We start from the raw sequence: 12149 nt of genomic DNA, 5'->3' as shown, positions 1-12149 counted from the left end.
ACAAGACTTTCGGCGTGCATCCTGAGATGATACGGCAGCGTTGAAAGATGGTTCCGCCCAATGCCCAAACAATGGACAGTGGCGGAGCCCGAGCCCCCAAGGAGAATGCCGATGACCCGTCCGCGCCGCAGCCTGTTGTTCATGCCGGGATCGAATGCGCGGGCGCTGGAGAAGGCCCGTACGCTGGCGGCGGACGGCATCATCCTCGACCTCGAGGATTCCGTTGCCCCCGACGCCAAGGCCACAGCGCGCGAGCAGATTGCCAAGGCGGTCGCCGCCAAGGGCTTCGGCAAGCGCGAGGTCCTGATCCGCATCAACGCGCTCGACAGCCCGTGGTGGGTCGACGACATCGGCATGGCCGGCAAGGCGCAGCCGGACGGGATCCTCGTTCCGAAGATTTCCACCGTCGACGATCTCAACGCGGTCGCCGATCGTCTCAGCGACATCAATGCCCCCGCCTCGATCCGGGTCTGGGCGATGATCGAGACCGCACGTGCCGTGCTCGACGCCGACAAGCTCGCCGCGGCATCGCAGGATTCCGAAACCCGGCTCGCCGGCTTCGTGTTCGGGCCGAACGACATCGCGCGCGAAACCCGGATCCGGATGAAGCCGGGCCGCGCGGCGATGATCCCGATGATAACGCATTGCATCCTGGCGACCCGCGCGCACGGGCTCGAGATCCTCGATGGACCTTATGGCGACATCAGCAATATCGACGGCTTCGCTGAGGAATGCGCGCAGGGCCGCGATCTCGGTTTCGACGGCAAGACACTGATCCACCCGAGTCACATCGACGCCTGCAACGCGATCTTCACGCCGCCGGAGGCCGAGGTCGCCGAGGCGCGCAGGATCATCGCCGCGTTCGAGCAGCCGGAGAACGCCGCGCGCGGTGCGATCCAGCTCGACGGCCGCATGGTGGAGCGCCTGCACGCCGAGATGGCGAAGCGCACCATCGCGATCGCAGACGCGATCGCCGCGATGGGGCATTGATCTCACCCTCCCCTGGAGGGGGTCGAGACGAGCGAAGCTCGCTCTTGGGTCGACGCGAATGAAATGAGCGGCGGGGTGGGGTGACGGTCTCTCCACGGATACTCCGCCCGTGTTGAGAGATCACCCCACCCCGGCTCGCATTTCGCTACGCTCAACGCGATCCGACCCTCCCCCTCCAGGGGAGGGTGATTATCGCGCCTCAAGCCCCTCCGACGCCCATGATATGCCATGGCCGCGGGGCGTCCGCATGATTTCGGAATAATAGAAGAATGCCGCTGATTTGCCCGACGAGTCAAGCTGCCATGCCGAGCGCCGGCAGCCGCCGGCTACTTTGCATGGGGTTGTTTTCGATATTTTGGTGGTGCGCCCCTCCAGGGGAGGGTGACTACGCGCCAAACTTCTCCGACGCCCATGCATAGAGGCTGCCCGGGATCGGGGCGTCCTTGCCGCGTCCCTTCGGCGAGATGTGCAGGCCGATGATCTCGGGATCATCAAGGTAGCGCGAAAAATCCGACGGCTCGAAGAACAGTCTTGGCTCGGCGTGCACCGCGTAGAACGAGCGCTTCGGCAGCGCGTGCTGCAACTCGCCCTCACGGCGCGCGAGCGCGGTCAGCGCTGCGGGGCCGTAGATCGCGATGCGGATGTCGGACAGGCGATTGGATTTGCCGCGCAGCTTGCGCATCGCGAAGGTCAGGCGGTGACGCAGAGCCAGCCAGTCCGGCGTCAGCTCGTCCTGCTGCATCAGCGCTTCGAATGCGCGCACGATCGGATCGTTGTGCGGCAGGTACAGCACCGAGTTGCCGAGCTGCCGCGGCCGCTCCCAGGCAAAATAGGGCTTGGCCGGATCGATCTCGACCGGCTTCAAGAGCAGCACATCGGCGTCGAGCCAGAGCCCGGCGCGCTGCGTCATGAGCCGCATGCGGAAGAAGTCGCTGAATTGCAGGATGGTCCAGTCGCGCCAGGACCCGTCGCGCTCGGCCGGACGCAGCCGCTCCGAGAATGCATGCGGCAGCACCGCTTCGGCCTCGGCATTGCCGATGCCGTCGGGCAGGCCGGGAATTGGATCGAAGCTGTAGACGGTGACCTTGTGCCCGGCCGCTACCTGCGAGCGCAGACAGGTCCGGCGCAGCGCGTCCATCGAGCCGTGCCAGAAGGTGACGATGTCAGGCAGCATGGGCGTCAGCCATCAGCAGGTTCGTGAGAAGACAATCTCGCAAAGAAAAGCCCCGGCGCCTGAAGGCACCGGGGCGCGATGACAGGCTGCGCCTCAAGCCCAGGCGCGCTCCTTGAGCTTGGCCTCATAGGTGTCGATCGACGACTTCTTCTCCATCGTCAGGCCGATGTCGTCGAGGCCGTTGACCAGGCAGTGCTTGCGGAACGCATCGATCTCGAACTTCACCGTGCCGCCGTCGGGGCCGCGGATCTCCTGGTTGGGGAGATCGATGGTCAGCGTCGCATTGGCGCCGCGCTCGGCATCGTCGAACAGCTTGTCGAGGTCCTCCTGCGACACGCGGATCGGCAGGATGCCGTTCTTGAAGCAGTTGTTGTAGAAGATGTCGCCGAACGAGGTCGAGATCACGCAGCGGATGCCGAAGTCGAGCAGCGCCCAGGGCGCATGCTCGCGGCTCGAGCCGCAGCCGAAATTGTCGCCGGCGACCAGCACTTTCGCGTTGCGATAGGCGGACTGGTTGAGGACGAAATCGGGGTTCTCGCTGCCGTCATCCTTGTAGCGCTGCTCGGAGAAAAGCCCCTTGCCAAGGCCGGTGCGCTTGATGGTCTTGAGGTACTGCTTCGGAATGATCATGTCGGTGTCGACATTGATGATCTTCAGCGGTGCCGCGACGCCTTCCAGCGTGGTGAACTTGTCCATCGGTGCTCTTCCCGGGCAAAAATAGGGGATAGGTGCCGGATGTTTATCGCGAATGTGACAGCGGTAAAAGGGCCATTTCTGCAGGCCTAGCCCGCATCGGCCTCAATCGCCTCCATATCGGCGTCGGAGAGGCCGAAATGGTGCCCAATCTCATGGATCAGCACGTGGCGGACGATGTGGCCGAGGGTTTCGTCGTGCTCCGCCCAGTAGTCCAGGATCGGTCGCCGGTAGAGCCAGACCAGGTTGGGCAGCCGGGCCACGTCGCCATGGCTCTGCTGCGGCAGGCCGATGCCGTGAAACAGGCCGAGCAGGTCGAACTCGCTCTCGGCCTGCATCTCGTCGAGCACCTCGTCGGTCGGGAAGTCGTCGACACGGATGATCAGGCCCTCGCAGAGGGCTCGGAACGCCTCCGGCAGACGCTCGAAAATCTCGTGCGCCATGGCCTCCATCTCGGCGAGCGAGGGGGCTTTTGCTGTGGTCCACATGACACTCCTTTAGCGCGAGTGGCTCAGGCGGCGCCAGCGCAGTTGACCTTGGCGGTGCAATGGGAGACCGTGCGGCCCAAGATTGAGGCTCAAGAACGGGGCTTGGGTAGCGTGATGAAACGGATCGTGGCGGCAACGCTGTTGGCGGTAGCAGTCGGGCTTTCGCTCCCAGTCGGAGAGGCGCGGGCACAGAGCGCGGCGGCCGAAGCGCGCATCGGTGAGCCGGCGCCGGTCGTGCGCGAGCGGGTCGTCGAGCACCGCCGGCTCCGGCGGGTGCCGATCTACCGGTCGCGGCCCGATCATTGGGAGCCGGATGTCATCCCGCGCTACAATCCCGGTCCGAACGCCGTGCGCGATTGCACCGCGACCTATGTGCAGGAGCACCGGCCGAGCGGCACCGTGATCACGCCGCGCATGAACTGCTTCTGGCGGCCGGGCTAGAGCGCCTTCGCGCGAAGCGGAAGCTAGTGCAAATGTCGGCGCGCTGCGCCGATCAGTCCGGCAGCGACGACCGCTCCCACCGTTCCATAGACCGCGAGCGCCATCAGCATTTGCGTGAGCTGGCTCGCCGTTCCCATGCCGCCGCCCGGACCTTGCGAGGCGAGCGCGACATCAACTGAAATCATGGAACCAGCGAGCGCTGCCGCGCCGAGCGCCAGCCATCTGCGCGGGCCTTGTTGTGTCATCGGCGATCTCCTGCGAGAGGCTCCTCACAAGATACGACCATTGTCTATGCCGGTTTTACGCACAGACACGAAAATTCCAGCGGCTGCGTTGGAACCTGCGTGCGCCAGCGGCATTCACCATCGTGGCGCAGTCATTCACATCCCATTTCACGTCGCCTGCATTGTGCTTGCGATCTGCGTCGCGGCAACGGGGGTCGATTCGAATGCCAGAGCGTTTTCGAGCGAAGTTCTTCGCGTGAAGAAAACGCGTCAAGGCAAGAAGCTCTAATCGTCGTTGCAAGACGTGACATCAAGGGATCAAGGAGAAAACGCATGAAGGTGATGAAGGTTCTGGGGCTTGCGGCCGTCGGTGCCGTGCTGGTTTTGGCGGCGCCGGCCGAACGCGCGAACGCGATGTCGCTTGCGACTCCGGGCACCGCCGCAACGGTTCAGGACAACGCGAACCAGACGACCACGCAGGTCCGCTATGGTCATGGTCATGGCTGGCATCGTGGCTGGGGTCGCGGACATCACCGCGGCTGGGGCCATCGTCGCCACTGGCGCCGCTGATCGCGCGGCGGATCAGCGCAGTTGAGACACAGGCCCGTGAGCAGCGGGCCTGTTGTCGTTCTCAGCCATCAAACCGGCAGATTCGCGCGCGCGAGATGATATCAATCGCAATCTGCAGGAGTTGATCATGATGAGATGGATCGGTGTTGCCGCGGTCGCTTGTGCATTCGCATTGACGGCGTCGGCATCGGCAACCGCCGCGGCATCAGTCAAGCCGCAGGCCGCGGCCCAACAGCAGCCGACGGGCAAGGCGACCGACTTCAGCGCGCAGCGCCATCATCGGCATTACCATCGTCACCATTATCACCGCGGCTACCGTCCCTATTACCGGCCGTACTACCAGCCCTATTCCCATTACCGGCCGTCCGGCCCCTATTATTACGGACGGCCTTACTACTATCGGCCGTACCCATATGCTGTGCCGGCGCCGTTCACCTTTGGCTTCGGGTTCGGCCCGTTCTGGTGATGCGGCTGGCCGCGCTGTGCGGCTCAGCTGGGCAAGCGTAGGAGCGGCTCCGGTCGCCGGGCCGCCCTTTGCAGGCAGGCTGAAACGACAGCGGGCGCCAAGCGGCGCCCGTTTTTTCAGGTCACTCTCGCTGGAGAGCGCGCTAGTCCCAGTTCTTCAGCTTCCAGGACTTTATCTTCCACGGCGTCAGGTTTTCCATCCGCCATTGCGTCCAGCGCTCCGGCGGCCAGTGGCTGAGGCGCGAGGTTTCCTTCACCTCGGGAAGCGGATCGATGATGCGTGGTGCGGCGCGACGGCGCTTCTGCCGCGTCGCCTCACTGATCATGTCGACGAATTCGTTCTTGTCGGCCACGTCCGGCTCCCCACGAAACCTGTGTTCGCGAGGAGCCAGTGTGCGTACGTCACGTTAACGAGCCGTTTCCACAACGGCTCGAGCTTGAGACGAAAACTTCGCTTACCGCCAGTCGCGGACGTCGACGAAGTGGCCGGCGATCGCGGCGGCCGCGGCCATCGCGGGCGACACCAGATGGGTGCGGCCCTTGAAGCCCTGGCGGCCCTCGAAGTTGCGGTTCGAGGTTGAGGCGCAGCGCTCTTCCGGCTTCAGCTTGTCCGGGTTCATGGCGAGGCACATCGAGCAACCCGGCTCGCGCCACTCGAAGCCGGCCGCAACGAAGATCTTGTCGAGGCCTTCGGCTTCCGCCTGCTCCTTCACGATGCCGGAGCCCGGCACGATCATCGCGTTGACGTTGGCGTTGACGGTCTTGCCCTCGGCGACCTTCGCGGCTGCGCGCAGGTCTTCGATGCGGCCGTTGGTGCAGGAGCCGATGAAGACGCGGTCGAGCTTGATGTCGGTGATCTTGGTGCCCGCGCTCAGGCCCATATATTTCAGCGCGCGGTGCTTGGAGAGCCGCTTCGCCTCATCCGCAATCTTGTCCGGATCGGGCACGAAGCCCGTCACCGAGATGACGTCCTCGGGGCTCGTGCCCCAGGTGACGATCGGCGGCAGTTTTGCAGCGTCCAGCCGGAGCTCGTGGTCGAAGTGCGCGCCCTCGTCGGAGCGCAGCGTCTCCCAATAGCGCATCGCGGCATCCCAAGTGGCGCCCTTCGGCGCCTTCGGGCGGTCGCGGAGGAAGTCGAACGCCTTCTGGTCGGGCGCAACCAGGCCGGCGCGCGCGCCGCCTTCGATCGACATGTTGCAGACCGTCATGCGGCCTTCCATCGAAAGCGCACGGATCGCCTCGCCGGCATATTCCAGCACATAGCCGGTGCCGCCGGCGGTGCCGATCTCGCCGATGATCGCCAGGATGATGTCCTTGCCGGTCACGCCTTCAGGCAATTTGCCGTCGACGATCGCGCGCATGTTCTTGGCCTTCTTCTGGATCAGCGTCTGCGTCGCCAGCACGTGCTCGACCTCGGAGGTGCCGATGCCGTGCGCGAGCGCGCCGAATGCGCCATGCGTCGAGGTGTGGCTGTCACCGCAGACGATGGTGGTGCCGGGCAGCGTAAAGCCCTGTTCCGGGCCGATGACGTGGACGATGCCCTGACGCTTGTCGAACTCGTTGTAATATTCGATGCCGAATTCCTTGGCGTTCTCCGCCATCACCCGCATCTGCTCGATGCTTTCCGGATCGGGGTTCGGCTTCGAGCGGTCGGTGGTCGGGATGTTGTGGTCGACGACGGCGAGCGTCTTCTCGGGCGCGTGCACCTTGCGGCCGGCAGCGCGCAAGCCTTCGAACGCCTGCGGCGAGGTCACCTCGTGCACCAGGTGGCGATCGATATAGAGCAGGCAGGTGCCGTCGTCGGCCTCGTGGACCAGATGGTCGTTCCAGATCTTGTCGTACAGCGTGGTCGGTTTGGACATGAGCTTCAGCTCCAGAAGAAATTCAGTGGTGAATGGCGTTAAGCGCGTCTCGGCGCGCGAGCAGGCGACAGCGTCCAGGCAGCGTTACGCTGCGCGCGTAAGCTCAGACGTTGCCGACGTCGCAAAGCGTCCGAAGAAGCGGCCGGGCAGCCGCGAGCGATCGTCGATCACGACGCGCTGGCAGCATTGGCTTGCTCGATCCGGAACCATTCTAAATTTCTAACACAGGGCTCGTGGGCGCGACAATCGATCGATTGCGCGGGTGCCCCTGTCGTCATTGCCGGGCTCGACCCGGCAATCCATCCATCTTGAGCAAGAAGCTCCTCGTCTTGATGGATGCGCGGGTCAGGCCCGCGCATGACGAGTTGGGGGCTCGCTTCCGATATAGGTATGCCGCAACAAAAAAGCGCGGGGCAGGCCCCGCGCTTTTGGTCACATCCGGTTGTCGTTTGACGCGTTTTCTTGACGCGAACCGGTCCCCACTTCGCTCGAAAACGCTATGAAGGGAAACGTTACTCGCCGACGGCGGTCTGGCGGTCCTGCTTCTCGACGATGCGGGCCGACTTGCCGCGCAGGCTGCGCAGGTAATAGAGCTTGGCGCGACGCACCTTGCCGCGACGCACGACCTTGATCGAGTCGATCATCGGCGACATCACCGGGAAGACGCGCTCGACGCCCTCGCCGTACGAAATCTTGCGCACGGTGAAGCTCTCGTTGAGGCCGTGGCCGGAACGGCCGATGCAGACGCCTTCATAGGCCTGCACGCGGGTGCGTTCGCCTTCGACCACCTTCACGTTGACGATGACGGTATCGCCGGGCCCGAATTCCGGAATGGTCTTGGTGGCGGCGAGCTTGTCGAACTGCTCTTTTTCGAGCTGCTGAATCAGGTTCATCGAAATCTCCATCGGCGGCGCGCCCAGCCTGTGCGGGCTGCGCAAACGTCCATCTATCCTGCGCGTGTGCGGATTAGGCCGTGCCTATAAGGCAAAGCGTAGGGTTTGTCACCCGTCTGTCGTGTTTTTTGTCCCTCGCCGGGCGGCTTTTTGGCCGGCCTTCCGGGCCCAGAGATCGGGCCGCCGGGCCGCCGTCAGGGCCTCGGACTGGGCCAGCCGCCAGGCCGCGACCTTGGCGTGATCGCCGGAAATGAGGATTTCGGGGATCTGGCGGCCCTCAAACTCCTGCGGACGGGTGTATTGGGGGTATTCCAGTAGTCCTTCGGAGAAGCTCTCCTCGGTTCCCGAGGCCAGCTTCCCCATCACCCCCGGCAACAGGCGAACGCAGGCGTCGATCAGCGCCATCGCGGCGATTTCGCCGCCGGACAGCACATAATCGCCGATCGAGACCTCCTCGAGCCGGCGCGCCTCGATCACCCGCTGGTCGATGCCCTCGAAGCGGCCGCAGACGATCAGGGGGCCGGGCCCGGCCGCGAGCTCCGCGACGTGGGTCTGGGTCAATGGCCGACCCCGCGGGCTCATCAAGAGGCGCGGGCGGTCAGGTGTGACACCAGTGGCGTCGACCGCCGCCGCCAGCACGTCGGCCCGCAGCACCATGCCCGGGCCGCCGCCGGCCGGCGTGTCGTCGACGCTGCGGTGCTTGTCGGTCGCCGAGGCCCGGATGTCGCGTGCCTCCAGCGCCCAGAGACCCGTGGCCAGCGCCTTGCCGGCCAGGCTCACGCCGAGCGGTCCCGGAAACATGTCCGGGAACAGGGTCAGCACGGTGGCGCGCCATGGGATCGCCTGGGACGGGGTCTCTTGCGAAGTCATGGCCTCTGGTTACGGCACCACGGCCGTGAGGTCGAGGCTCTGCATCATCGCCGCGGCATCCACCGCACGGCGGAAGTCGGCAAGCTTGAAGGTCGCGACATTGATCTTGCGCAGATCCAGCAGGCCTTCGGCGGCAAGGCCGGCGAGTTGGCCCGGCGCCGTCCGATCGTACATGAACTGCCCGACCACCTCCCAGTCGTTGGCCAGCATCTCGCGGAACGAGAGCTCGAGCGGCACTTCGGCGCTGCCCATCAGCACCATCCGGCCGCCACGCCGGAGCGCGCGCAGAGCGGACAGCGTGGTCGAGGTGCTTTTGGCGGCGCCGAGCAGGTCGAGCGCGACATCGGCGCTGCCGCCGGCGGCGCGGCGGATGATCTGAAGGTCGGCGGCGGCATCGCCGGTCACGACAGCGGGAATGACGCGCGGGCCGAATGCATCGCGCAACTGCTCGAGCGCGGCCTGCTTGCGTCCGACCGCGACGACGCGGCCCGCGCCCATCGCGACCGCGAGCATCACGCCGCCCGAGCCGAAATAGCCGGTCGCGCCGTTGACGATGATGGTCTGTCCGCCGCGCAGGCCGGTGCGCTGCAATCCGCCGAACGGCACGATCAGTTTGGCGAGCCCGATCAGCTCGGTCGCCGGCTTGTCGTCGAGATTGGCAAGCGGCGTGACGCAGGCGGCAGGCCAGTGCGCGATCTCCGCGAACACGCCGTCGCGCCAGCGTGCTTGCAATGCGAACGCTTCCGGTGTCGTCACCGTCGCGGTGAGGCCGATCAGGATCTGCGGCGGATCGCGATCCGGCACGTCGCCGCGCAGATGCGGGCTGAGGAACACGCGGTCGCCGCTCCGCACATGCGTCACGTTCTCGCCGGTGGCAACGACGCGCGCGATCGCGTTGGTGCCCGGCACGAACGGCATCGGCGGCAAGCTGTAGGGCAGCGCGCCCGACAGCAGTTTGTTGGTATAGGACAGCACCATGCCGGCCTCGATCCGGACCACGACGCCATCGGGCGCGGGCCCGGGCGTTGCGACATCCTCGAAGCGCAGATCATTGTGGGCGTGCAGCCGCCAGGCCTTGTGCGTACTTGTCATGGTTTTTGCTTTCCGTTGGTCGTCCCCATCGACACAACGACTATGTATTGCGCAGCAAGAGCGGCGCCAGACCGGCGATGCAAAGTTACGCGTCAGGCGCCGGCGCGGTGTCCGCCGGCTCCGTCGGCAAGATGCCGCGCGAGCGCCACTGCGAGCGGGCAGATCGCCAGCGCCGTGAGCGCAGTCGCCGTGGTGGCGAGCGTCGGACCGAGCGCGTCGCCAAGCAGGCCATAGATAACCGGCGCGATCGCGCCCGATCCGATGGTCCCGGTATAGAACAGCGCGAAGGCGCGCTCGGTCTGATGCGCCGGTGTCAGCTCGGGCACCGTGCCATAGAGCACCGAGGAGGTGCCGTTGAGCATCACGCCGAGCAACGGCAGCAGCACGACGGCCGGCGCCAGCGGCAATATCAGCACTGCAAGGATCAGCGCCGCCGTGCCGCCTTCGGTGATCAGCACGGTGCGCAACGTGCCGACGCGCGCGCCGAGCCAGCCGCAGGTGAATTTCCCCGCAGCGCCGCCGATGAAGACCAGCGCCAGCGCGAGGCCGTTGGTCGGCAGCGAGGCGCCCTTGTCGCGCAACAGGAACGGCACAAAGGTGAGAAAACCCATCCTGACCGCGGTGTCGAGGATTCCGATCGCGAGCAACCAGTGGAAGCCGCCGCCGGCGCCGTCACGGCGCGACGCGGCGGCCATCTTGTGCTCGGCGCCCCTGCCGACCGATGGCATCCAGAGCGCGATGCAGATCGCGACGAGCAGACCTGCAAGCGCGAGCACGAGCAGCGCGTGCCGCCACGACATGATCACGAGCAGGATCGATGTCAGCGCCGGGATCGCCGCCTTGCCGAGATCGCCACTGAAATTGTAGATGCCGAGCGGGCCGCGCGCCGCCGCGCCGTAGGCGCGCGACACCGCTGATGATGCGATCGGATGCTGCGTGCTCGAACCCGCGCCGGAGAGCGCGAGCGCCAGGCCAAGTCCGATGACGCCGCCGGACAATCCGGCGAACACGTAGCCGAGCGCCGACAGCGCCGTGCCCGCGATCAGGATGATCTTGCCGTCGATCCGCTCGGCGGTGCGTCCCACCGGAATCTGCAATCCGGCCATCGCGCCGGCATAGAGCCCGCGCAGCAGCGCCAGCAGCCCGTAGCTCAGCGCGAACTCCGCCTGCCAGACCGGCAGCAGCACGTAGATCAGGTCGGTGTAGCCGTCATGGAGGGCGTGGTTGAGCCCGGTCACGGACAGCGTGCGCGCCGCCCGGGCGTGACTTGGCCGGGACGTGCCGGCTTCCGCGGACACGCTCATCGGCGCCATCCAAGGCAACAAAATCTAAAGATTGACCGGCTGCACATCGGAGGTGATCTTTGAAAAATAGAGATATTTAAGTGGCTTGCTGCGCAATATGCGCCCGAATGACTGCTGTCACAAATCAGTAATAATCGGATCATGCGTTAGAAAATCTGGTATTTAGAGGTCGTGTTCGTCCCCCGCCGCAGCCTGCCGCCGCTCAATGCAGTCCGCGCCTTCGAGGCCGCCGCCCGGCTCGGCAGCTTCAAGGAAGCCGCTGCCGAGCTCAGCGTGACCCATGGTGCGGTCAGCCAGCAGATCCGCCTGCTCGAAGAATGGCTCGGCGCGCCATCGTTGTTCCGGCGGTCAGTGCGGCGCGTGGTGTTGACGCCGGCGGGCGCGGCGCTGCTTGCGGAATTCGCGCCGGCGCTCGACCGGATTTCAGCCGCCGTGCAGCAGCATCGCGAGCGGCGCGGCGATGCCGCAGTCGCGGTGTTGCGGGTCAATGCGCTCGCGACCTTCAGCCTGCGCTGGCTGCTGCCGCGGATGAGCCGGTTTCGCGCCGAGCATCCGGATATCGAGGTGCGCTTGAGCACGTCGAACGAGCCGGTGGATGCGCTGCCGGAATCATTCGACGTCGTGATCCGCGGCGGTCCGGATACGTTTCATGGCTTCTCGTCGCGCTTCCTGGTTTCGGAACGGCGATTGCCGGTGTGCAGTCCGTCGCTGCTCGAACGATTGCCGCTGCATGAGATCGCGGACCTCTCCCGGCATGCGCTGCTGCATGTCACGTCGATGCCGCGGCTGTGGCGCGACTGGCTCACCGAGGCCGGGCATTCCGCGCTGGAGCCGGCCGCTTCGCTGACCTTCGATCATTTCTATCTGACCATCCAGGCCGCGCTCGATGGCCTCGGCGTTGCGATGGGTCCGACCGCGCTGATTTCGGACGATCTCGCGGCCGGGCGCCTGGTGACGCCGTTTCCGAACGTTAGCCTGCCGGCGCGCAGCTATTTCGCGTATTTTCCGGCAGGCCGCAGCAACGATCCGCACAGCGCGGTGTTCTGCGACTGGCTCGAGCAGCAGGGCCGGACGACGGGTTGA

15 protein-coding genes are annotated in these 12149 nt (G+C 65.6%); 5 read left to right on the top strand and 10 right to left on the bottom strand.

What is annotated here, in order from left to right; all coding sequences use genetic code 11:
- The first annotated feature begins 111 nt into the window (after nt 1-111).
- Nucleotides 112-990 (top strand): HpcH/HpaI aldolase/citrate lyase family protein, encoded by an 879-nt coding sequence (locus tag ACOIX3_RS41510; RefSeq protein WP_420967724.1) that lies wholly within the window; start codon nt 112-114, stop codon nt 988-990.
- Nucleotides 991-1375: 385 nt separating this feature from the next.
- On the opposite strand, the gene ACOIX3_RS41505 is transcribed toward ACOIX3_RS41510, so the two are convergent.
- The 3 genes from ACOIX3_RS41505 to ACOIX3_RS41495 form a co-directional block, all read right to left on the bottom strand.
- Nucleotides 1376-2164 (bottom strand): hypothetical protein, encoded by a 789-nt coding sequence (locus ACOIX3_RS41505; protein WP_420967723.1) that lies wholly within the window; start codon nt 2162-2164, stop codon nt 1376-1378.
- A 93-nt stretch (nt 2165-2257) separates the two neighbouring features.
- Nucleotides 2258-2860 (bottom strand): 3-isopropylmalate dehydratase small subunit, encoded by a 603-nt coding sequence (leuD, locus tag ACOIX3_RS41500; RefSeq protein WP_420967722.1) that lies wholly within the window; start codon nt 2858-2860, stop codon nt 2258-2260.
- An 86-nt stretch (nt 2861-2946) separates the two neighbouring features.
- Entirely contained in the window at nt 2947-3345 is a 399-nt protein-coding gene (locus ACOIX3_RS41495) for a metallopeptidase family protein (RefSeq protein WP_420967721.1), read from the bottom strand.
- A gap of 114 nt (nt 3346-3459) precedes the next feature.
- On the opposite strand from ACOIX3_RS41495, the gene ACOIX3_RS41490 reads away from it, so the two are divergent.
- A complete protein-coding gene (locus ACOIX3_RS41490) occupies nt 3460-3786 on the top strand; it encodes a hypothetical protein (protein WP_420967720.1) in 327 nt (108 codons plus the stop codon).
- A 23-nt stretch (nt 3787-3809) separates the two neighbouring features.
- Here ACOIX3_RS41490 and ACOIX3_RS41485 read toward each other — a convergent pair whose 3' ends face one another.
- Nucleotides 3810-4031: a hypothetical protein gene (locus ACOIX3_RS41485; protein WP_420967719.1), complete on the bottom strand. Its 222-nt coding sequence runs from the start codon at nt 4029-4031 to the stop codon at nt 3810-3812.
- A gap of 312 nt (nt 4032-4343) precedes the next feature.
- On the opposite strand from ACOIX3_RS41485, the gene ACOIX3_RS41480 reads away from it, so the two are divergent.
- Both ACOIX3_RS41480 and ACOIX3_RS41475 read left to right on the top strand, forming a co-directional pair.
- Nucleotides 4344-4580 carry a hypothetical protein gene (locus tag ACOIX3_RS41480; protein WP_176534384.1) on the top strand — a complete coding sequence of 79 codons (237 nt, stop codon included), beginning with the start codon at nt 4344-4346 and terminating at the stop codon, nt 4578-4580.
- A 127-nt stretch (nt 4581-4707) separates the two neighbouring features.
- Entirely contained in the window at nt 4708-5046 is a 339-nt protein-coding gene (locus ACOIX3_RS41475) for a hypothetical protein (RefSeq protein WP_420967718.1), read from the top strand.
- 142 nt (nt 5047-5188) lie between these two features.
- On the opposite strand, the gene ACOIX3_RS41470 is transcribed toward ACOIX3_RS41475, so the two are convergent.
- The 6 genes from ACOIX3_RS41470 to ACOIX3_RS41445 all read right to left on the bottom strand — a co-directional run bounded on the left by ACOIX3_RS41470 (nt 5189) and on the right by ACOIX3_RS41445 (nt 11066).
- Nucleotides 5189-5398 (bottom strand): hypothetical protein, encoded by a 210-nt coding sequence (locus ACOIX3_RS41470; RefSeq protein ID WP_298374211.1) that lies wholly within the window; start codon nt 5396-5398, stop codon nt 5189-5191.
- 102 nt (nt 5399-5500) lie between these two features.
- Nucleotides 5501-6907, bottom strand: a complete 1407-nt coding sequence (leuC, locus tag ACOIX3_RS41465; RefSeq protein WP_420967717.1) for a 3-isopropylmalate dehydratase large subunit — start codon at nt 6905-6907, stop codon at nt 5501-5503.
- 512 nt (nt 6908-7419) lie between these two features.
- A complete protein-coding gene (rplS, locus tag ACOIX3_RS41460; protein ID WP_092126446.1) occupies nt 7420-7800 on the bottom strand; it encodes a 50S ribosomal protein L19 in 381 nt (126 codons plus the stop codon).
- A gap of 108 nt (nt 7801-7908) precedes the next feature.
- Nucleotides 7909-8670, bottom strand: coding sequence for a tRNA (guanosine(37)-N1)-methyltransferase TrmD (gene trmD / locus ACOIX3_RS41455; protein WP_420967716.1), 762 nt, complete (start codon nt 8668-8670; stop codon nt 7909-7911).
- Nucleotides 8671-8679: 9 nt separating this feature from the next.
- A complete protein-coding gene (locus tag ACOIX3_RS41450; protein WP_420967715.1) occupies nt 8680-9762 on the bottom strand; it encodes a zinc-binding dehydrogenase in 1083 nt (360 codons plus the stop codon).
- Between the two features lie 92 nt (nt 9763-9854).
- Nucleotides 9855-11066, bottom strand: a complete 1212-nt coding sequence (locus ACOIX3_RS41445) for an MFS transporter (protein ID WP_420967714.1) — start codon at nt 11064-11066, stop codon at nt 9855-9857.
- 171 nt (nt 11067-11237) lie between these two features.
- On the opposite strand from ACOIX3_RS41445, the gene gcvA reads away from it, so the two are divergent.
- Entirely contained in the window at nt 11238-12149 is a 912-nt protein-coding gene (gcvA, locus tag ACOIX3_RS41440; protein WP_420967713.1) for a transcriptional regulator GcvA, read from the top strand.

The organism is Bradyrhizobium sp. B120, from assembly GCF_049075665.1.
Taxonomy (GTDB): domain Bacteria; phylum Pseudomonadota; class Alphaproteobacteria; order Rhizobiales; family Xanthobacteraceae; genus Bradyrhizobium.
Note: the sequence above shows the minus strand (reverse complement) of the source record. Positions and strands in the feature narration are given on the sequence as shown.

Excerpts from the sequence above, each read along its gene's own strand:
- ACOIX3_RS41510 (WP_420967724.1), top strand. The coding sequence starts at position 112 with ATGACCCGTCCGCGCCGCAGCCTGTTGTTCATGCCGGGATCGAATGCG.
- ACOIX3_RS41505 (WP_420967723.1), bottom strand. The coding sequence starts at position 2,164 with ATGCTGCCTGACATCGTCACCTTCTGGCACGGCTCGATGGACGCGCTG.
- leuD (WP_420967722.1), bottom strand. The coding sequence starts at position 2,860 with ATGGACAAGTTCACCACGCTGGAAGGCGTCGCGGCACCGCTGAAGATC.
- ACOIX3_RS41495 (WP_420967721.1), bottom strand. The coding sequence starts at position 3,345 with ATGTGGACCACAGCAAAAGCCCCCTCGCTCGCCGAGATGGAGGCCATG.
- ACOIX3_RS41490 (WP_420967720.1), top strand. The coding sequence starts at position 3,460 with ATGAAACGGATCGTGGCGGCAACGCTGTTGGCGGTAGCAGTCGGGCTT.
- ACOIX3_RS41485 (WP_420967719.1), bottom strand. The coding sequence starts at position 4,031 with ATGACACAACAAGGCCCGCGCAGATGGCTGGCGCTCGGCGCGGCAGCG.
- ACOIX3_RS41480 (WP_176534384.1), top strand. The coding sequence starts at position 4,344 with ATGAAGGTGATGAAGGTTCTGGGGCTTGCGGCCGTCGGTGCCGTGCTG.
- ACOIX3_RS41475 (WP_420967718.1), top strand. The coding sequence starts at position 4,708 with ATGATGAGATGGATCGGTGTTGCCGCGGTCGCTTGTGCATTCGCATTG.
- leuC (WP_420967717.1), bottom strand. The coding sequence starts at position 6,907 with ATGTCCAAACCGACCACGCTGTACGACAAGATCTGGAACGACCATCTG.
- rplS (WP_092126446.1), bottom strand. The coding sequence starts at position 7,800 with ATGAACCTGATTCAGCAGCTCGAAAAAGAGCAGTTCGACAAGCTCGCC.
- trmD (WP_420967716.1), bottom strand. The coding sequence starts at position 8,670 with ATGACTTCGCAAGAGACCCCGTCCCAGGCGATCCCATGGCGCGCCACC.
- ACOIX3_RS41450 (WP_420967715.1), bottom strand. The coding sequence starts at position 9,762 with ATGACAAGTACGCACAAGGCCTGGCGGCTGCACGCCCACAATGATCTG.
- ACOIX3_RS41445 (WP_420967714.1), bottom strand. The coding sequence starts at position 11,066 with ATGAGCGTGTCCGCGGAAGCCGGCACGTCCCGGCCAAGTCACGCCCGG.